20 protein-coding genes are annotated in these 19,902 nt (G+C 55.5%); 13 read left to right on the top strand and 7 right to left on the bottom strand.

Translation table 11 applies throughout. From position 1 onward, the window contains the following. Nucleotides 1-28 precede the first annotated feature (28 nt). Both AC22LX_RS07715 and fghA read right to left on the bottom strand, forming a co-directional pair. Entirely contained in the window at nucleotides 29-349 is a 321-nt protein-coding gene (locus tag AC22LX_RS07715) for a metalloregulator ArsR/SmtB family transcription factor (RefSeq protein WP_063447982.1), read from the bottom strand. Between the two features lie 150 nt (nucleotides 350-499). Next, nucleotides 500-1,336, bottom strand: a complete 837-nt coding sequence (fghA, locus tag AC22LX_RS07710) for an S-formylglutathione hydrolase (protein ID WP_045391298.1) — start codon at nucleotides 1,334-1,336, stop codon at nucleotides 500-502. 343 nt (nucleotides 1,337-1,679) lie between these two features. Between fghA and folE the strand changes: the two genes are divergently transcribed. The 6 genes from folE to mglC all read left to right on the top strand — a co-directional run bounded on the left by folE (nucleotide 1,680) and on the right by mglC (nucleotide 8,659). Next, entirely contained in the window at nucleotides 1,680-2,348 is a 669-nt protein-coding gene (gene folE / locus AC22LX_RS07705; RefSeq protein ID WP_015365708.1) for a GTP cyclohydrolase I FolE, read from the top strand. Between the two features lie 15 nt (nucleotides 2,349-2,363). Beyond that, nucleotides 2,364-3,521: a DUF418 domain-containing protein YeiB gene (gene yeiB / locus AC22LX_RS07700; protein WP_049059510.1), complete on the top strand. Its 1,158-nt coding sequence runs from the start codon at nucleotides 2,364-2,366 to the stop codon at nucleotides 3,519-3,521. A gap of 155 nt (nucleotides 3,522-3,676) precedes the next feature. After that, nucleotides 3,677-4,699: an HTH-type transcriptional regulator GalS gene (gene galS / locus AC22LX_RS07695; RefSeq protein ID WP_045391291.1), complete on the top strand. Its 1,023-nt coding sequence runs from the start codon at nucleotides 3,677-3,679 to the stop codon at nucleotides 4,697-4,699. A 298-nt stretch (nucleotides 4,700-4,997) separates the two neighbouring features. Next, nucleotides 4,998-5,996 carry a galactose/glucose ABC transporter substrate-binding protein MglB gene (mglB, locus tag AC22LX_RS07690; protein ID WP_045391288.1) on the top strand — a complete coding sequence of 333 codons (999 nt, stop codon included), beginning with the start codon at nucleotides 4,998-5,000 and terminating at the stop codon, nucleotides 5,994-5,996. Between the two features lie 116 nt (nucleotides 5,997-6,112). Next, nucleotides 6,113-7,633 (top strand): galactose/methyl galactoside ABC transporter ATP-binding protein MglA, encoded by a 1,521-nt coding sequence (mglA, locus tag AC22LX_RS07685; RefSeq protein WP_015365712.1) that lies wholly within the window; start codon nucleotides 6,113-6,115, stop codon nucleotides 7,631-7,633. 15 nt (nucleotides 7,634-7,648) lie between these two features. Continuing rightward, nucleotides 7,649-8,659 (top strand): galactose/methyl galactoside ABC transporter permease MglC, encoded by a 1,011-nt coding sequence (gene mglC / locus AC22LX_RS07680; RefSeq protein WP_015365713.1) that lies wholly within the window; start codon nucleotides 7,649-7,651, stop codon nucleotides 8,657-8,659. A gap of 70 nt (nucleotides 8,660-8,729) precedes the next feature. On the opposite strand, the gene sanA is transcribed toward mglC, so the two are convergent. From sanA to AC22LX_RS07655, 5 genes are all read right to left on the bottom strand, one after another. Further along, nucleotides 8,730-9,446 (bottom strand): outer membrane permeability protein SanA, encoded by a 717-nt coding sequence (gene sanA / locus AC22LX_RS07675; protein ID WP_015365714.1) that lies wholly within the window; start codon nucleotides 9,444-9,446, stop codon nucleotides 8,730-8,732. A 169-nt stretch (nucleotides 9,447-9,615) separates the two neighbouring features. Continuing rightward, nucleotides 9,616-10,500, bottom strand: a complete 885-nt coding sequence (gene cdd, locus AC22LX_RS07670; protein ID WP_045391286.1) for a cytidine deaminase — start codon at nucleotides 10,498-10,500, stop codon at nucleotides 9,616-9,618. A gap of 127 nt (nucleotides 10,501-10,627) precedes the next feature. Further along, a complete protein-coding gene (locus tag AC22LX_RS07665; RefSeq protein ID WP_015365717.1) occupies nucleotides 10,628-11,323 on the bottom strand; it encodes a CidB/LrgB family autolysis modulator in 696 nt (231 codons plus the stop codon). Then, nucleotides 11,320-11,718 carry a CidA/LrgA family protein gene (locus AC22LX_RS07660; protein ID WP_045376759.1) on the bottom strand — a complete coding sequence of 133 codons (399 nt, stop codon included), beginning with the start codon at nucleotides 11,716-11,718 and terminating at the stop codon, nucleotides 11,320-11,322. Before AC22LX_RS07660 ends, AC22LX_RS07665 begins: the two co-directional genes overlap by 4 nt. A gap of 112 nt (nucleotides 11,719-11,830) precedes the next feature. Further along, nucleotides 11,831-12,736 (bottom strand): LysR substrate-binding domain-containing protein, encoded by a 906-nt coding sequence (locus tag AC22LX_RS07655; protein ID WP_045391285.1) that lies wholly within the window; start codon nucleotides 12,734-12,736, stop codon nucleotides 11,831-11,833. Nucleotides 12,737-12,863: 127 nt separating this feature from the next. Here AC22LX_RS07655 and mhbT point away from each other — a divergent pair, with 127 nt between their 5' ends. The 7 genes from mhbT (at nucleotide 12,864) to bglG (ending at nucleotide 19,900) form a co-directional block, all read left to right on the top strand. Beyond that, on the top strand, nucleotides 12,864-14,222 hold the full coding sequence (mhbT, locus tag AC22LX_RS07650; RefSeq protein ID WP_045391282.1) for a 3-hydroxybenzoate transporter MhbT: 1,359 nt from the start codon (nucleotides 12,864-12,866) through the stop codon (nucleotides 14,220-14,222). Between the two features lie 11 nt (nucleotides 14,223-14,233). After that, nucleotides 14,234-15,271: a gentisate 1,2-dioxygenase gene (gene gtdA, locus AC22LX_RS07645; protein WP_045391279.1), complete on the top strand. Its 1,038-nt coding sequence runs from the start codon at nucleotides 14,234-14,236 to the stop codon at nucleotides 15,269-15,271. A 17-nt stretch (nucleotides 15,272-15,288) separates the two neighbouring features. Further along, the gene (locus AC22LX_RS07640) at nucleotides 15,289-15,990 is read left to right on the top strand and encodes a fumarylacetoacetate hydrolase family protein (RefSeq protein WP_045391276.1); all 702 of its coding nucleotides are present in this window, start codon (nucleotides 15,289-15,291) and stop codon (nucleotides 15,988-15,990) included. An 8-nt stretch (nucleotides 15,991-15,998) separates the two neighbouring features. Continuing rightward, a complete protein-coding gene (gene maiA, locus AC22LX_RS07635) occupies nucleotides 15,999-16,643 on the top strand; it encodes a maleylacetoacetate isomerase (RefSeq protein ID WP_015706104.1) in 645 nt (214 codons plus the stop codon). 12 nt (nucleotides 16,644-16,655) lie between these two features. After that, nucleotides 16,656-17,849 carry a 3-hydroxybenzoate 6-monooxygenase gene (locus tag AC22LX_RS07630; RefSeq protein WP_045391274.1) on the top strand — a complete coding sequence of 398 codons (1,194 nt, stop codon included), beginning with the start codon at nucleotides 16,656-16,658 and terminating at the stop codon, nucleotides 17,847-17,849. 74 nt (nucleotides 17,850-17,923) lie between these two features. Continuing rightward, a complete protein-coding gene (gene dusC / locus AC22LX_RS07625; RefSeq protein ID WP_045391272.1) occupies nucleotides 17,924-18,856 on the top strand; it encodes a tRNA dihydrouridine(16) synthase DusC in 933 nt (310 codons plus the stop codon). A 210-nt stretch (nucleotides 18,857-19,066) separates the two neighbouring features. Further along, nucleotides 19,067-19,900: a transcriptional antiterminator BglG gene (bglG, locus tag AC22LX_RS07620; RefSeq protein WP_032712035.1), complete on the top strand. Its 834-nt coding sequence runs from the start codon at nucleotides 19,067-19,069 to the stop codon at nucleotides 19,898-19,900. Nucleotides 19,901-19,902: the final 2 nt, after the last annotated feature.

Genomic DNA, 19,902 nt, shown 5'->3' with positions numbered 1-19,902 from the left:
CTCCAATATATGCGTTTATATATATGTATCAACAGGTGCTACACGCTGATTTCTTGCGCCATTCGTCAATATCTTCTCTCATGCTCTGCCAGGATGCGGCAATGATCTCCGCCGCCCAAGCCGGCATATGGGGCGAGAGGCGATAGTGGACCCATTTCCCTTGCCGACGGTCGAGCACCAGTCCGGACTCACGTAATATCGCCATATGACGCGAAATTTTCGGCTGGGATTGCCCGGTGGCGGCACACAGCTCGCAGACGCACAGTTCGCCGGACTCACGCAGCAACATGATGATGGCAAGACGGGTTTCATCCGCCAGAATTTTAAACAGCTGGATAGGTTTTATCATGGTTGACCAGATTATCATCGGAGTACATATATGCTAAATCATATGTATTGTGTTTTAAATAACAAATTATCGCCCGTAGCGACAAAGTAGTTCCTGACGATGATAAAAAACCGGGCAAGCGGAGGATGCCCGGCGGAGCAGAGTAGGGGGTTACTTAAAAAGATGCTTCGCGTGGAAGCGCAGATGATCTTCTATAAAGGTGGCAATGAAATAGTAGCTGTGGTCGTAGCCGGGCTGGATACGCAGGCTCAGCGGCCACTGTTTCTGTCGCGCCACCTCTGCAAGGACCGCGGGCTGCAGCTGGGTACCGAGAAATTGGTCAGCGTCTCCCTGATCAATTAAAGTCGGAATGGCATCCCCGGCCTGGCTTGCCTGCATCAGCGCGCAGCTGTCCCACTCCTGCCAGGTCGCCTCATCATCGCCGAGATAGGCGCTGAATGCTTTTTGTCCCCACGGAACTTTGCATGGGTTGACGATCGGCGCGAAGGCCGAGACGCTGGTAAAGCGCCCTGGGTTTTTCAGCGCCACGATGAGCGCGCCGTGGCCGCCCATCGAGTGGCCGCTGATGGCGCAACGGTCGGCGACCTGAAACTGGTTGTTAATTAACTGCGGCAGCTCATCGCGCAGGTAGTCGTACATGCGAAAATGCGCCGCCCACGGTGCCTGAGTGGCGTTGAGGTAAAAACCTGCGCCTTTACCGAGATCGTAACCGGCATCATCGGCGACGTCATCGCCGCGCGGGCTGGTGTCGGGCATCACCAGCGCAATGCCAAGTTCGGCGGCTATCCGCTGAGCGCCGGCCTTAGTGGTAAAGTTTTCGTCATTGCAGGTCAAACCGGATAGCCAGTACAGCACCGGCGGCGGGGCGGTTTCCGTCGCCGGCGGTAAAAAGATGCTAAACGTCATGGCGCAGTTCAGGGTACTGGAGTGATGACGCCAGCGTTGCTGTCGACCCTCGTAACAGCGATGCTCTTCAAGCAGTTCCATGCAGGGCTCCTCGGGTATCTATGTGTAATGCTTAATAATACAGATATTTCATTAACCGGTGAGCAACTTTCACTTTCCCGTCGCGCAAAGCTATTGCATCATTAATACGAGTTATAAAGAACATCTCAGAACATCTACAGTACTTATGATTGCGCGCGGTAGCGGCGGGGCTCGCTGGCGTGGCGCATCGACAACGTCCAACCGCAGCGGTAAAAATGAAAGGTTGCGCCAATTTCAATAATTATCGTGACGGCTACTGGATTATGTGCGCCACCTCACGCACAATGAGTGCAAACTTTGCCCTCAGAAGAGCAAAGAGCGCCACACCTGCAGGAGAACCTAAATGTCATCATTGAGTAAAGAAGCCATACTCGTTCATGAAGCGCTGGTCGCTCGTGGGCTGGAGACGCCGCTGCGTCCGCCAGTACAAGAAATTGATAATGAAACGCGCAAGCGTCTGATCGCCGGGCACATGACTGAGATTATGCAGCTGCTGAATCTTGATCTCAGTGACGACAGCCTGATGGAGACTCCGCATCGCATCGCAAAAATGTACGTTGATGAGATTTTCTCCGGTCTGGATTATGCCAGATTCCCGAAAATCACCGTTATTGAAAACAAAATGAAAGTTGACGAGATGGTGACGGTTCGCGATATCACGCTGACCAGTACCTGTGAACATCACTTTGTGACGATTGACGGCAAAGCGACCGTGGCTTATATCCCGAAAGATTCGGTAATCGGCCTGTCGAAAATTAACCGCATCGTGCAGTTCTTTGCCCAGCGTCCGCAGGTGCAGGAGCGCCTGACGCAGCAGATCCTCACTGCGCTGCAGACCCTGCTCGGTACCAGTAACGTCGCGGTATCCATTGACGCGGTGCATTACTGCGTGAAAGCGCGCGGCATCCGCGATGCGACCAGCGCCACGACCACCACTTCGCTTGGCGGTCTGTTTAAATCCAGCCAGAATACCCGCCAGGAGTTCCTGCGCGCCGTACGTCACCACAATTAATTCGGAGCAGGGTGCATGGAGAGAAACGTCACGCTGGACTTCGTTCGCGGCGTCGCCATCCTCGGCATTCTGCTACTGAATATCACCGCCTTCGGCTTGCCGAAGGCGGCCTATCTTAATCCTGCATGGGCCGGGAGTATTTCGCTGAGCGACGCCTGGAGCTGGGCAATCCTCGACCTGTTTGCGCAGGTGAAATTCCTCACCCTGTTTGCTCTGCTGTTCGGCGCCGGATTACAAATGCTGCTGGTACGCGGTAAACGCTGGATCCAGTCACGGCTAACGCTGCTTGCCCTACTTGGTTTTATTCACGGCCTCTTTTTCTGGGATGGCGATATTCTGCTGGCCTATGCGCTGGTGGGGCTAATTGCCTGGCGCATGGTACGCGATGCCCAACACGTTAAATCGCTATTTAATACCGGCGTAGTGCTATATCTCATCGGTATTGCGGTGCTGGTATTGCTGGGATTGATTTCCGCCAACGGCGCCAGCCGGTCATGGGTGCCCGATGCCGCGAATGTGCAGTATGAACAGTTCTGGAAGCTCAAAGGCGGTATGGAGGCGGTGAGCAATCGCGCGGATATGCTGTCCGATAACCTGGTGGCGCTGGGCGTGCAGTACGGCTGGCAGCTGGCGGGGATGATGCTAATGGGCGCGGCGCTAATGCGCTGCGGCTGGTTGAAAGGGCAGTTTAGCCTTAGTCACTACCGCCGCGTCGGGTTTGTGCTGATTATTGCCGGGATGGCGGTGAATGTGCCGGCCATCGCCGCGCAGTGGTACTTGCAATGGGACTACCGCTGGTGTGGTTTTCTGCTGCAGGCGCCGCGTGAACTTGGCGCGCCGCTTCAAACCATCGGCTATGCCGCGCTGGCGTGGGGATTCTGGCCGCAATTATGCCGCTTCCGTCTGGTCGGCGCGATTGCTTGCGTTGGGCGGATGGCGCTCAGTAACTATTTACTGCAAACCCTGATCTGCACCACGCTGTTCTATCATCTCGGCCTGTTTATGAAATTTGACCGTTTTCAGCTGTTGGCCTTTGTGCCGGCGGTGTGGGCGGTTAATCTCCTCTTCTCGCAGTTTTGGCTGCGTCATTTCCGCCAGGGGCCCGTTGAGTGGCTATGGCGTCAGTTAACCCTGAGAGCCTCAGGGACAACAACAAGAGATACATCCGTATAACGATCTCGATCACAATCATTAACAAAATGGATGTAACCGTTTCCAGCGGTGTGACCTCACTCACGTAGCGCGGCGCGCGTCACTGCCAGAATAGCCACCTTGCTGAACACAGGAGGTGGGTGTGACGTATTGTAATGCTATTAAGGTGGGTCTCCATGATCACCATTCGTGATGTCGCCCGTCAGGCGGGGGTCTCCGTAGCGACGGTCTCACGGGTGCTGAACAACAGCGCGCTGGTGAGCCCGGATACGCGGGAAGCGGTGATGAAAGCGGTCGCGCAGCTGGGCTATCGACCCAATGCCAATGCCCAGGCGCTGGCGACCCAGGTTAGCGATACCATCGGCGTGGTGGTGATGGATGTGTCGGACGCCTTTTTCGGCGCGCTGGTGAAAGCGGTGGATACCGTCGCGCAGCAGCACCAGAAATATGTCCTGATCGGCAACAGTTATCATGAAGCTGAAAAAGAGCGCAACGCCATTGAGGTGCTGATTCGCCAGCGCTGTTCGGCGCTTATCGTGCATTCGAAAGCGTTAAGCGATGCCGAACTCGGCGATTTTATGCAGCATATTCCGGGCATGGTGCTGATTAACCGCATTGTACCCGGCTTCGCGCACCGCTGTGTGGGTCTCGATAACGTCAGCGGCGCGCTCATGGCTACGCGGATGCTGCTCAATCACGGCCATCAGCGGATTGGCTATCTCTCTTCCAACCACGGCATTGAGGATGATGAACTGCGCCGTGAAGGGTGGAGTAAGGCGCTGCAGGAGCAGGGTATTATCGCCCCGGAAAGTTGGATTGGCTCGGGATCGCCGGATATGCAGGGCGGCGAAGCGGCGATGGTGGAACTGCTTGGGCGTAATTTAGGCCTGACGGCGGTGTTTGCCTATAACGACAGTATGGCTGCCGGCGCGCTCACCACCCTCAAGGATAACGGCATTGCTGTGCCGCAGCATCTCTCGCTGATTGGCTTTGATGACATTCCCATTTCCCGTTACACCGATCCGCAGCTGACCACGGTGCGCTATCCCATTATGTCGATGGCCAAATTGGCTACCGAACTGGCGCTACAAGGGGCGGCAGGAAAACTCGATAGTGAGGCCAGCCACTGTTTTATGCCCACGCTGGTGCGCCGCCATTCTGTGACGCAGAAGCAAAGTGTGGGGCCGATCACTAACTGAATCTATCCATCGATGTAACCGCTTTCAATCTGTGAGTAAATTCACAGTATATTAACATTACGCTGTTTATGATGGCAGCGTTGACCAGTCCGAACCAGGCTGTGCTGATGATGCGTTTAAACATCATCTTAAACAATAGGTTAGGCACTTGATGAAGCCGTTTTTCTGGAGCGTTACCCTACACGGAAGACAGAATTAACGTTGTGAATATCGTTGTGCGGTAACCCTAATGTAACAACTCCCGCCAGCTATCTTCACGCCAAAAAAAACGATGCAAAATAATAAAACCGGAGATTCCATGAATAAGAAGGTCTTAGCTCTGTCCGCCGTCATGGCTGGTATGCTTTTCGGCGCCGCAGCGCATGCCGCGGATACCCGTATCGGCGTTACGATCTACAAGTATGACGACAACTTTATGTCCGTCGTGCGTAAAGCTATCGAAAAAGACGGCAAATCTGCGCCGGACGTGAAGCTGCTGATGAATGACTCGCAGAACGATCAGTCCAAACAGAACGATCAGATCGACGTGCTGCTGGCGAAAGGGGTGAAGGCGCTGGCGATCAACCTGGTTGACCCGGCGGCGGCGGGTACGGTTATCGACAAAGCGCGCGGGCAAAATGTGCCGGTGGTGTTCTTTAACAAAGAGCCATCGCGCAAGGCACTGGATAGCTACGATAAAGCCTACTATGTAGGTACCGACTCCAAAGAATCCGGGATTATCCAGGGCGATCTTATCGCTAAGCACTGGAAAGCGAACCCTAACTGGGATCTGAATAAAGATGGTCAGATTCAGTTTGTTCTGTTGAAAGGCGAGCCGGGCCACCCGGATGCCGAAGCGCGTACTTCCTACGTTATCAAAGAGCTCAATGAAAAAGGTCTTAAAACTCAGCAACTGGCGTTAGATACCGCCATGTGGGATACCGCGCAAGCGAAAGATAAAATGGACGCCTGGCTCTCCGGTCCGAACGCCAACAAAATCGAAGTGGTGATCGCTAACAACGATGCGATGGCGATGGGCGCGGTAGAAGCGCTGAAAGCGCATAACAAGAGCAGCATTCCGGTGTTCGGCGTCGATGCCCTGCCAGAAGCGCTGGCGCTGGTGAAATCCGGCGCGATGGCCGGTACCGTGCTGAACGATGCCAACAACCAGGCGAAAGCGACTTTCGATCTGGCGAAGAACCTGGCTGACGGCAAAGAGCCTGCTGCTGGCACCAACTGGAAAATTGAGAATAAGATTGTCCGCGTACCATACGTAGGCGTCGATAAAGACAACCTCAGCCAGTTTATCGGTAAATAAGTTTTACATGCATTGCGGGCGCGTTCAGCGCGCCCGATTATTCCTGATACCGAAGCCGATTTTGCTGCGATATAACTTATCGTCGCGGATCGGCACGAACGCAGCCAGGTATAACTATGGTCAGCAATAATAGCGTACAGTCGGGCGAATATTTGTTGGAAATGAGCGACATCAACAAATCTTTCCCCGGCGTGAAAGCTCTTGATAATGTCAACCTGAAGGTTCGTCCGCACTCAATCCATGCATTAATGGGGGAGAATGGCGCGGGTAAATCGACATTATTAAAATGCTTATTTGGGATCTATCAAAAAGATTCCGGCAGTATTCTTTTTCAGGGAAAAGAGATCGATTTCCATTCGGCGAAAGAAGCCCTGGAGAACGGTATTTCAATGGTGCACCAGGAGTTAAACCTGGTTCTACAACGTTCGGTCATGGACAACATGTGGCTGGGGCGTTACCCCACCAAAGGTATGTTTGTCGATCAGGATAAAATGTATCGCGATACCAAAGCGATATTTGATGAACTGGATATTGATATTGACCCGCGCGCTCGCGTGGGGACGTTATCGGTATCGCAGATGCAGATGATTGAAATTGCGAAGGCGTTCTCCTATGACGCCAAAATAGTCATTATGGATGAGCCTACCTCATCGCTGACCGAAAAAGAGGTCAATCACCTGTTTAAAATAATCCGCAAGCTGAAAGAGCGTGGCTGCGGCATTGTTTATATCTCCCATAAAATGGAGGAGATATTCCAGCTCTGCGATGAGATTACTATCCTGCGCGATGGTCAGTGGATTGCCACCCAGCCGCTGGAAGGGCTGGATATGGATAAGATCATTGCGATGATGGTTGGCCGTTCGCTGAACCAGCGTTTTCCGGATAAACAAAACAAACCGGGCGAAGTAATCCTTGAAGTTCGTAACCTGACCTCGCTGCGCCAGCCGTCGATCCGCGATGTCTCGTTCGATCTGCATAAGGGCGAAATTCTCGGTATTGCCGGGCTGGTAGGCGCGAAGCGTACCGATATCGTTGAAACGCTGTTTGGCATCCGCGAAAAGGCCAGCGGCACTATTACCCTGCATGGTAAAAAAATTAATAACCATAGCGCTAACGAAGCGATTAACCACGGCTTTGCGCTGGTAACCGAAGAGCGTCGTTCGACGGGGATTTATGCTTATCTCGATATTGGTTTTAACTCGCTGATATCAAATATCAAGAAGTATAAAAACAAGGTCGGCCTGTTGGACAATTCACGGATGAAAAGCGATACCCAATGGGTTATCGATTCCATGCGTGTAAAAACGCCAGGTCATCAAACGCAAATCGGTTCGCTTTCCGGCGGGAATCAGCAGAAGGTTATTATCGGCCGTTGGTTATTAACCCAACCGGAAATATTAATGCTTGATGAACCGACCCGCGGAATTGACGTCGGCGCGAAATTTGAAATTTACCAGCTGATTGCCGAACTGGCTAAAAAAGATAAGGGCATCATTATTATCTCTTCTGAAATGCCGGAGCTGCTGGGAATTACCGACCGTATTCTGGTTATGAGCAACGGGCTGGTTGCCGGAATTGTTGAGACCAAAACCACGACGCAAAATGAAATTCTGCGTCTTGCATCATTGCACCTTTGAGATCAGGGGCTTTCCATGAGTGCGTTAAATAAAAAGAGTTTCCTCACTTACCTGAAAGAGGGTGGGATTTACGTTGTACTTTTGGTCTTGCTGGCCATTATTATTTTCCAGGACCCGACCTTCTTAAGTCTGCTGAACTTAAGTAACATCCTGACGCAATCCTCGGTACGTATTATCATCGCTCTCGGCGTCGCCGGGCTGATTGTTACTCAAGGGACCGACCTTTCCGCCGGACGTCAGGTGGGTCTGGCGGCGGTGGTGGCGGCTACCATGCTGCAGGCGGTGGATAACGCCAACAAGGTGTTCCCGGAGATGGCGACCATGCCGATCCCGTTGGTTATTCTGCTGGTTTGCGCAATTGGCGCGGTGATTGGCTTGATTAACGGTATCGTCATTGCCTATCTCAACGTGACGCCGTTTATCACTACCCTGGGGACGATGATTATCGTTTACGGTATCAACTCCCTGTACTACGACTTCGTCGGCGCGTCGCCGATTTCCGGTTTCGACAGCCACTTCTCGCAGTTTGCCCAGGGCTTTGTCGCTTTAGGTTCATTCCGCCTGTCGTACATTACTTTCTACGCGCTGATCGCTATCTTCTTCGTGTGGATCCTGTGGAATAAAACCCGTTTCGGTAAAAATATCTTCGCTATCGGCGGTAACCCGGAAGCCGCGCGTGTCTCCGGCGTTAACGTGGCGCTGAACCTGCTGATGATTTATGCCTTGTCCGGGGTGTTTTACGCCTTCGGCGGGCTGCTGGAAGCCGGACGTATCGGTTCGGCGACCAACAACCTCGGCTTTATGTACGAACTGGATGCGATTGCCGCCTGCGTGGTGGGGGGCGTTTCCTTCAGCGGCGGCGTGGGTACGGTTTTCGGCGTGGTGACCGGGGTTATTATCTTTACCGTCATCAACTACGGTCTGACCTACATCGGCGTCAATCCATACTGGCAGTACATTATTAAAGGGGCGATTATCATCTTCGCCGTGGCGCTGGATTCACTGAAATACGCGCGTAAGAAATAAGATTGAACCCATACAAAACCCGCGCCTGGCGCGGGTTTTTTTATATCTCAAATCGACGAAACGACGCAGGTTATTTTTCTTTCTGTAGCTCCAGCAACTGCTCAGGCGTGACCGCCGGGTAGGATTGCGCATCCTCCGGAACTTCATGCTGCTGCGCCGGGATGGGGATCAGCGGCCCGAGGAAACGCGGTTCGCGTTTGAAGATATAGAGATCCGCCAGCGCGCCAAACCGGGCGCCAAACTCGCGAAGACGCACGGTCCACATATCCTTCGGCGAAGGCACCGCATAGCACTGCGCCTGAATCCCCATATGCAGGGCGATAAACAGCGCGCGCTCGCAGTGGAAGCGCTGGGTGATAATAATAAAATCGTTGGTATCGAACACTTTGCGGGTGCGCACGATCGAATCGAGGGTGCGGAAACCAGCGTAGTCCAGCACGATATCCGCCGGATCGACGCCGGCTTTGATCAGATCCCGGCGCATGGTCATCGGTTCGTTATAGCTTTGCAGGGCGTTGTCACCGCTTAACAGCAGATAATTGACCTTACCGCTATTGTAAGCGTTGAGCGCGCCCTGGATCCGGTAACGATAATACTGATTGATCACGCCGGTGCGATAATATTTGGCAGTACCCAACACCACGCCAACCTGGCGGTAGGGGAGATCCTGCAGCTCATCGTAAATATAGGGCGCGGTTTTCCAGCTCATCCAGCGGTCAAGACCCAGCACGGTCAACAGCAGCAGGCCGAGCAGGACTAACAGGCTGTATAACACACGCTTTAACATGAACTTGACTCAATGGTGAACGAGGGAAGCTTCAGGCTACTTTACCCGCCGGGTAAGCGCAAGAAACCATCGTTTAATTGCGGGGATTTTCAGCAATATGGCAGATTACCGAATCCAGGCCGGATAAGCCAAAGGCGCATCCGGCAATCTGCTCAGGCTATCTGGCTAGTTAACCTAACAGCACGCGGTCGATATTCTGACAGCCCAACGCTTTCAGGGTTGCAACGGTCGCATCCCACTGGATAAGCGCGGCGTCGGCTTTCTCGGCTAACAGCGCGCGCTGGATATCCGGATAGTCGTAACCGTTAAGGCTCAGCAGGTTCAGCGCGCCCTGCAGCGGCGGTAGCGTCGGATTGAACGCCGCGTTTTCCGCGTAGCTGCCGCAGAAAATGGTGCCGTCTTTCAGCTCAAGCGCCACGCCGGAAGGGGAGTTGCTGTACGGCGCATGGCAGCGGTTCGCCGCCTGAATAGCCGCCTGCGTGAGCGCATCGCCGCTGAGGGGGAAGCCGTGATCCTGCTCATCCATCAGCAGCGTTTTAATCTCCAGATCTTTCGGACCAAAGGCGTCTGGCAGATAGTGCTGCAAGGAGTGCGCTTCGCGACCCGGCAGATGAATGCGCAGCGCCAGACCGCTGTTCAGTTCGTTCATAAACTGGCGACAGTGGCCGCAAGGCGTGTAGTTGACGGTAATGGCGCGCAGGGATTTTTCGCCGCGCAGCCAGGCGTGGCTGATGGCGCTCTGTTCCGCGTGGACGGTCTGCTGCATGGTGGCGCCGAGGAATTCCATGTTGCCGCCGAAATACCAGCGACCGCTCACGCCGCGGGCGATAGCGCCAACGTTAAAGTGAGAAAGATCGGCACGGGCGCAGGCGGCGGCAAGCGGCAGTAGCGCAAAGGCCAGCGCGTCTTCATCCAAACCTGTTGCTTGTTGTAGCGTCGCCACCTGATCGGCTTCGAGCAGCGCCGGGAAGTGCGGGTCTGCGAGCATCGGGGCGATGGCCGCCTGCAGGTCTGCCGCCAGATTAGTCAAAGCAGCTTGAAAACGAGAGTGCATAGCGTTGCCTCATAACAATGTAATGGGAAGCTAGTGTACGGGCCCGTACGGGCCCTATATGTGACATAAGTCTCATTGTTTGTGCAACGCTAATTTGTTGCATTTATAAGTGTGATGAATATCACATTTATCCAACAACAGCGACGATCACCGGGAACAGAAAAGGCGCGACCAGCGAGGTAATAATTCCGCACAGTACCAGCGCCAGCGAGCTAAATGCCCCTTCCTGGTAGTCCAGTTCGGCGCAACGGGCGGTGCCGAGGGCGTGCGAGGCAGTACCCATCGACAGGCCGCGGGATGCTTTAGTATGAATACGCATGGCGTTAAGCAGCGTATGGCCGAACACCGCGCCGAGGATGCCAACGAAAATGACGCACACGGCGCTAATCGCTGGAATACCGCCAATACTGCCGCTGACCGCCATGGCAATCGGCGTAGTGACGGATTTTGGCATGATGGAAGCGGCGATTTGCGGGGTGGCGCCCATCAGCAGCGCGACGGTGGTACCGGTGATCATCGCCACGCAGCTACCGATAAAGCAGATGGTGATGATGGATTTCCAACGCGCGCGGATCTGGTGCAGTTGTTCATACAGCGGAAAGGCCAGCGCGACCACCGCCGGCTGCAGCAGATCGTTAAGGATTTTGCTGCCGGCAAAATAGCGTTCATAAGAAATGCCGGTGACCAGCAGGAAAGGAATAATGACCACCATGGCGACCAGCAGTGGGTTGAGCAGCGGAAATTTAAACCGCGCCGCCAGCTTGCGGGCAAGGAAAAAGACAATCAGCGTTAACGGGAGCGACCACCACATTTCATGGATCATTTTTTACTTCCTTTTTGCCCGATGATTTTGCGTTCACCGTGGACCAGATGCGAGCTCCAGCTCACTACCAAAAAGACTAATAAGGTACTGACGGCGCAGGAGACCGCCACCGGCCCCAGCTGCGCGCGCAGCAAATCCCAGTACTGCATTACGCCGACGCCGATAGGCACGAACAGCAGCGCCATGTAGCGAATCAGGATGTTGCAGCCGGGGTTGACCCACTGCGGCGGCATAATTTGCAGCGCCAGCAGCACGAACAAAATCAGCATGCCGATAATGCTGCCGGGAATTGTGATGGGCAGTAGCCCGGCGATAAAAATGCCCGCATACAAGCAGGCGTAAATCAGGACGAAAGCTCGCGCGTACTGCCAGATAATATTCAGCGACTTACTCATGGTAATAACCCTTGATGAACTGCCATTCATCATACAATTAAACCCTGAAATGTGCTACCGATCACATCATGAATTCTACGCATCGTCAGCATAGAAAATGGGAACAGCGGCCTTATTCTGCGAGGTAGTGCAGAAAACGAGTGAGCGCCAGCGACGGTACTTCGCTTTTGCGCCAGAACACCCCAACGCTACCTTTTTGTTCAATACGCGGCAAATTCAGAATCGCCAGTTGCCCATGTTCGGCGTAATGCTGCGCCAGCCGCAAAGAAAGAATAGAGATCATATCGCTGCTTTGCAGCAAATTGCTGGTGACATTCATCGAGGCCGACTCGATAGTATTCTCCGGCAGCATGACGCCGTTATCGACCAGCGCGTTATCAATACTCTGACGAATGGGCGTGCCGGTAGGCCAGACGATCCAGCGCCAGGCGGCAAGATCCGCCCAGCTCAGATGGGACCTGCTGGCCAGCGGATGATCGGGACGGGCGACGAAGCATACCGGTTCGGTATAGAGCACACGGTAGTTGAGCGGCAGTTCCAGCGCGCGCCCCCCAACACGTCCGACGACCACATCGACCACGCCGGAGAGCAGGTCGTGCAGCAGTGGAGTCATCACTTTTTCTTCGATATTCAGATGCAGGGTCGGCATCTCTTTAAGCAGGGCGAGGATCGCCTGCGCCACGCAGTCTGTCGCCACCGGCGAGCAGCCGATCATCAGGCTGCCGACCAGCCCGCCTTGTTTAAAGCGCTCGATCTCGTACTGCGAGCGCGACATGTCGTTGATTAGCCGCTGGGCGTGCTGAAGCAGCAGTTTGCCGCCTTCCGAAGGGCGCAGGCCCTTACTGTGGCGCTCAAAGAGCGGCATGCCGACTTCTTCTTCAAATTGCGTCAGCCACTTAGAGAGTGCGGGCTGGGTAATATTCATCATTTTCGCGACCTGCGTGAGATTGCCTTGCTCACCCAGCGCCACCAGCATTTTCAAATGCTGCAGCTTCAACTTTTGCGTCCAGTTCGCCATCAGCAGATAACCTCCAGGTTATGTCTATGCCCGAAAAGCCATTGTACATTTCATCGCCATAGTTACAAAATCGCAACATAAAAGAAATAAATACAACATCTACCCTGACCTGCACTGAGGCATCATTATGGCTCAACGACGTGAACTACAGACGTTACTCAACGCAGCGCCGGTTGGCGCCCTGCAGTGGCGTGTGATTATTTGCTGTTTTCTGGTGGTGATGCTTGATGGTTTCGACACCGCCGCCATTGGTTTTATCGCCCCCGATATCCGCGTTCACTGGCAACTGAGCGCCAGCGAACTCGCGCCGCTGTTTGGCGCCGGACTATTGGGATTGACCGCCGGGGCGCTGCTCTGCGGCCCGCTTTCTGACCGCTTTGGCCGAAAACGGGTGATTGAGTTCTGTGTTGCGTTGTTTGGCTTATTTAGCCTGCTCTCCGCGTTCTCGACGAATCTTGAAATGCTAGTGATCCTGCGTTTTCTCACCGGTCTGGGATTGGGCGGGGCGATGCCCAACACCATTACCATGACTTCGGAATATCTGCCGGCTCGCCGCCGCGGGGCGTTAGTAACCTTGATGTTCTGCGGCTTCACGCTGGGGTCGGCGCTGGGCGGCGTGGTGAGCGCCCAACTGGTGGCGCATATCGGCTGGCACGGCATTCTGGCCTTAGGCGGCATCCTGCCGCTGCTGCTGGCCGTCGCGCTGCTGTGGGCGCTGCCGGAATCGCCGCGCTGGCAGGTTCGCCGCGGACTGCCGCAGGAGACCATCGCCAAAACCGTCAGCGCCATCACCGGCGAGCGCTATTCCGAAACCCATTTCTGGCTGGATGAATCGGCGGCCGGGCCGAAAGGCAGCATTAGCCAGCTGTTTGTCGGCCGCCAGTTGACGATCACCTTGATGCTCTGGGTGGTGTTCTTTATGAGCCTGCTGATTATCTATTTGCTCTCCAGCTGGATGCCGACGCTGCTTAACCATCGTGGTATCGATTTGCAGCACGCTTCGTGGGTGACCGCCGCGTTTCAGGTGGGCGGCACGCTCGGCGCACTGTTGCTCGGCATCCTGATGGACCGTTTCAATCCCTTCCTTGTGCTGGCGCTGAGTTACTGCCTGGGCGCGTTGTGCATCGTGATGATCGGTTTAAGCGAAAACGGTTTGTGGCTGATGGCGCTGGCGATTTTCGGCACCGGAATCGGCGTGAGTGGTTCGCAGGTAGGCCTGAATGCGCTGACCGCCACGCTTTACCCTACTCAGAGCCGCGCGACCGGTGTCAGCTGGTCCAACGCCGTCGGCCGCTGCGGCGCCATCGTTGGTTCGCTCTCCGGCGGCATGATGATGGCGATGAATCTCTCTTTCGACACGCTGTTTTACGTTATAGCGGTACCGGCGGCGATCGGCGCGGTGATGCTCATCCTGCTGATGCTGGCGGTTCGCCGCCCTGGAACTGTACCCGACGCGCTGCCCTCTGCCGGTATCGCGAATAAATGAGGAGAATAATAATGACGCCATCTACTCCGCAATCGAACCGCAATCGTCAGCAATTCTATCAGCATATCGCTGGACAGAATCTGACGCCGCTGTGGGAATCGTTGCACCATCTGGTGCCGCAAACGCCGAATGCCAACTGCGCCCCGGCGTACTGGAACTATCAGGAAATTCGCCCGCTGCTGCTGGAAAGCGGGCAGTTAATCGGCGCTAAAGAGGCGGTGCGTCGGGTACTGGTGCTGGAGAACCCGCAGCTGCGCGGCCAGTCGTCCATTACCGCGTCGCTGTATGCCGGCCTGCAGCTCATCATGCCGGGCGAGGTGGCGCCGAGCCACCGTCACAATCAGTCGGCGCTGCGCTTTATCGTGGAAGGCCACGGCGCGTTTACCGCCGTCGACGGCGAGCGCACGCCAATGCGCCCCGGCGATTTTATTCTGACTCCGCAGTGGCGCTGGCACGATCACGGCAATCCTGGCGATGAACCGGTGGTCTGGCTCGATGGTCTCGATTTACCGCTGGTCAACTATCTCGGCTGCGGTTTTGCTGAAGATTATCCGCAGGAGCAGCAGCCGGTGACGCGTAAAGAGGGCGACTACCTGCCGCGCTACGCTGCCAACATGTTGCCGCTGCGCCATCAGGTGGGAAATTCCTCGCCGATTTTTAACTACCGCTACGACCGTAGCCGCGAGGCGCTGCATGACCTGACCCATCTTGGCGAGGCCGACGAATGGGACGGCTACAAGATGCGCTACGTCAACCCGGTCACCGGCGGCTATCCGATGCCCTCGATGGGCGCTTTCCTGCAACTGTTGCCGAAAGGGTTCCGGTCGCGGGTGGCGAAAACCACCGACAGCACCATCTACCACGTAGTGGAAGGTAGCGGCCAGGTGACGATTGGCGAACAAACCTTCGCATTCCAGCCGAAAGACATCTTCGTGGCGCCAACCTGGCACGGCGTATCGTTCAACGCCTGCGAAGAGTGCGTGTTATTTAGCTTCTCGGACCGTCCGGTACAGGAGGCCTTAGGTCTGTTCCGCGAAGCGCGTTATTAATAAGAAGGAAAACCATCATGACTCAATACGTTTTTGCTCCCCAGGCGCCGATTAGTCTCCCCGTTGTTGGCAGCGATGAGCAGTTCCCGGTGCGCCGCGTGTACTGCGTAGGCCGTAACTATGCCGCCCACGCCCGTGAAATGGGCTTCGATCCGGATCGCGAACCGCCGTTCTTCTTTTGCAAACCGGCGGATGCGGTTGTGCCGGTCGCAGCTGGCGAAACGCTGGATCTGCCGTATCCGGCGCAGACCGACAACTATCACTACGAGATTGAGCTGGTGGTCGCTATCGGCAAGGCGGGACGCGACATCCCGCTGGATCAGGCGCAGGAATATATCTGGGGCTATGCCACCGGACTCGATATGACCCGCCGCGACCGCCAGATGGAGATGCGCCAGATGGGGCGCCCGTGGGAAATAGGTAAAGCATTCGATCTTTCCGCTCCTGTCGCGCCGCTGCATAAAGCCGCCGAGGCGCGCGAGGTGAATCAAGCCGGGATCTGGCTGCAGGTGAATGGTGAAGATCATCAGCGTAGCGATATACGCCACCTCATCTGGTCAGTAAATGAAACCATCAGCTATCTGTCGGGCTTTTTTGAACTGCAGCCCGGCGATCTGATTTTCACCGGCACGCCGGAAGGCGTCGGCGCGGTGGTGAAGGGCGATGTGATTACCGGCAACGTAGACGGACTGACGCCTATCGCCGTTCGCGTGGTGTGAGGTGAACAATGAAGCTGTACAGTTTTTTTAATAGCTCTGCCTCATACCGGGTGCGCATCGCGCTGGCCCTCAAGGGTATCGATTATCAGAGCGTGGGGGTGAATATCCGCATCGGGGCGCAGAATGCGCTGGAGTACAGGCGGCTCAATCCGGTGGGGCTGGTGCCGACGCTTATCACCGATGACGGTGAATCGCTGGGCCAGTCGCTGGCGATAGTTGACTGGCTTGACCGCCACTACCCACAGATGCCGCTGCTGCCGCAGGAGGATCCGGCGCGGATGCGGGTGCTGGAGATGGTTTACGCCATCGCCTGCGATATTCATCCGATTAATAACATGCGGGTTTTACGCTACCTTAGCGACGAGCTGAAGGTCAGCGAAGCGGACAAAAAACGCTGGTATGCTCACTGGATCCAGCAAGGGCTGAGTGCGCTGGAGCAACTGCTGCGACAATCGAAATCCGGCGCTTTCTGCGTCGGCGATAGACCAACGCTCGCCGACTGTTGCCTGGTGCCGCAGTGGGCCAACGCGCAGCGAATGGGGTGCGATCTGAGCCATTATCCGCGCTGCCAGGCGGTTTACGACGCCTGTACCCGGCTACCGGCGTTTATTGCCGCCGCGCCGGAAAATCAACAAGACAAAATTCCGGCCTAGGGAGGAAGGAAAATGGCGAAAGTGACGCGAGCAATTATCGTCGGCGGCGGCATTGGCGGCGCGGCGACGGCGCTCTCTCTGGCGCGCCAGGGAATCAAAGTAATGCTGCTGGAAAAGGCGCATGAAATCGGTGAAATCGGCGCCGGTATTCAACTGGGGCCGAATGCGTTTTCAGCGCTGGATAGCCTCGGCGTCGGCGAAGTGGCGCGCCAGCGCGCGGTGTTTACCGACCATATCACGATGATGGATGCGGTGAATGGGGAAGAGGTGGTGCGTATCGAGACCGACCAGGCCTTCCGTGACCATTTCGGCGGCCCGTATGCGGTGATCCATCGGGTGGACATTCACGCCACCGTCTGGGAAGCCGCGCTGACCCATCCCGGCGTGGAATACCGGACTTCAACTCAGGTGGTGGATATCCGCCAGACCGCCGATGACGTGACGGTCTTTGATGACAAAGGCAATAGCTGGACCGCCGATATTCTGCTGGGCTGCGACGGCGTGAAGTCAGTGGTGCGCCAGAGTCTGCTCGGTGATGCGCCGCGGGTCACCGGCCACGTGGTGTACCGCGCGGTGATCGAGGCGGCCGACATGCCGGAAGACCTGCGGATTAACGCGCCGGTGCTGTGGGCCGGGCCGCATTGTCATCTGGTGCATTATCCGCTGCGCGGCGGCAAACAGTACAACCTGGTGGTCACCTTCCATAGCCGCGAAAGCGAAGAGTGGGGCGTGCGCGACGGTAGCAAAGAAGAGGTACTTTCTTACTTTAAAGGGATTCATCCCCGCCCGCGGCAAATGCTCGACAAACCAACGTCCTGGCGCCGCTGGTCTACCGCCGACCGCGAGCCGGTTGCAAAGTGGGGCAACGATCGCATTACCCTGGTCGGCGATGCCGCCCACCCGGTGGCGCAGTATATGGCGCAGGGCGCCTGCATGGCGCTGGAGGATGCGGTAACGATAGGTAAAGCGCTGCAGCAGTGCGACGGCGACGCCGCTCGCGCCTTCGCGCTGTACGAGTCGGTGCGTATTCCGCGTACCGCGCGAATTGTCTGGTCAACTCGTGAAATGGGGCGGATTTATCACGCGGCGGGGGTCGAACGGCAGGTACGTAATCTTCTATGGAAGGGCAAAACGCAGGATGAATTTTACCGCGGGATCGAGTGGCTTTACGGCTGGAAAGAGGATAACTGCCTCGCACCACGCTAAGGTCTGATATTGAGATCTTTAAACCGACGCACAGAGGCGCTACCATAGCGCCTCTTTTTTTTCCGGGTAACGATATGCGTGTATTACTGGCGCCAATGGAAGGCGTGCTCGATTCGCTGGTGCGCGAGCTGCTGACCGAGGTTAATGATTACGATCTGTGCATCACCGAATTTCTGCGCGTGGTGGATCAACTGCTGCCGGTAAAATCGTTCTATAGACTGTGCCCGGAACTGCACCATCAAAGTCGCACTCCGTCCGGTACCCGGGTGCGCGTGCAATTGTTGGGGCAATACCCGCAATGGCTGGCGGAAAACGCCGCCCGCGCGGTGGAGCTTGGCTCTTGGGGCGTGGATTTAAACTGCGGTTGTCCATCGAAGCTGGTGAACGGCAGCGGCGGCGGCGCAACGTTACTGAAAGATCCCGAGCTTATCTATCGCGGGGCGAAAGCCATGCGCGAAGCGGTTCCCGATCACCTGCCGGTGACGGTGAAAGTTCGCCTCGGCTGGGACAGCGGCGAACGGCGCTTCGAAATCGCCGACGCGGTACAGCAGGCGGGCGCCAGCGAGCTGGTGGTGCATGGCCGCACCAAAGAGGATGGTTACAAAGCTGAACGCATCAACTGGCAGGCCATCGGCGAAATCCGCCAGCGCCTGACTATTCCGGTGGTTGCTAACGGCGAAATCTGGGACTGGCAAAGCGCGCAGGAGTGCATGGCCGCTACCGGCTGTGATTCGGTGATGATTGGCCGCGGCGCGCTCAACGTGCCGAATCTCAGCCGGGTAATCAAATACAATGAACCGCGTATGCCGTGGCCGCAGGTGGTTGAGTTACTCAAAAAATATACCCAGCTGGAAAAGCAGGGGGATACCGGTTTATATCACGTAGCGCGCATTAAGCAGTGGCTGGGCTATTTACGCAAAGAATACACGGAAGCGCTTGGCCTCTTTAATGAAATTCGCACCTTGCAAACCTCAGCAGAGATAGCGAAAGCGATTGCACGTTATTAGATAAGGCGGTGTTATTCCGTACGCACTTTAGTAATTAGCACTTATTCCTGCACGATACGACGCGAGCTGTATCACGTTTTTATTCCCTCGCGCTTGAGTCGTCACAAGAAGTTGATACAGTGCAATAGTTGGATTGCTACTGCTTCGGCAGGCGAAACCTGATCACCTGGCATTTGTCGGGGGTCAGGTTTTTTTGTTTCTGGGGTTCATATGCTAATCGCCAAAGTACTTAATAATAACGTGGTGGTAGTGGTCAACGAGCAGCAGCGCGAACAGGTGGTGATGGGGCGAGGGCTGGCCTTTCAAAAGCGCGTGGGCGACTCGTTGGACGAAAGTAAAATTGAAAAAGTCTTCGCCTTACAAAGCGATGAACTGGTTGGCCGCTTAGGCGAATTACTCAGTCAGATACCGTTAGAAGTAATGACCACCTGCGATCGTATCATCGAGCTGGCCCGCGGGCGGTTGGGAAAGTTACAGGAAAGTTTGTACATCACCTTAACTGACCACTGTCACTTTGCCATTGAGCGGCAGAAAAACGGCGTCGCGATTCGCAACGTGCTGTTGTGGGAGATTAAACGGTTGTATCCGAAGGAGTTTGAACTGGGTCAGGAGGCGAGGGCCATCATCGCCCGCCGGCTGGGCGTCGAGCTTGCCGAGGATGAAGCCGGGTTTATCGCTTTGCATCTGGTGACGGCGCAGCTCAACAGCGAAATGCCGGAAGTGATGCACGTAACGCGGGTGATGCAGGAGATCCTGCAACTGGTGAAGTACCAGCTGCAGCTTAACTACGATGAAGAGTCGCTCAGCTACCAGCGCTTTGTGACCCATCTGAAGTTTTTCGCCCAGCGCATGTTAACGCGAACGGTAGTGCAGGATGACGACGTCACGCTGCACAGCGCGGTGAAAGATAACTACGCCAAAGCGTGGAAGTGCGCGGAAACGGTGGCGAAGCACCTGCAAAAGAATTATCAACGGGCGCTGACCACCGAAGAGATTATGTTTCTTGCCATTCATATCGAGCGGGTAAGAAAAGAGGGGCGTTAATT

Source organism: Klebsiella sp. PK01 (assembly GCF_057624675.1).
This window is presented reverse-complemented; position numbering and strand designations above follow the sequence as displayed.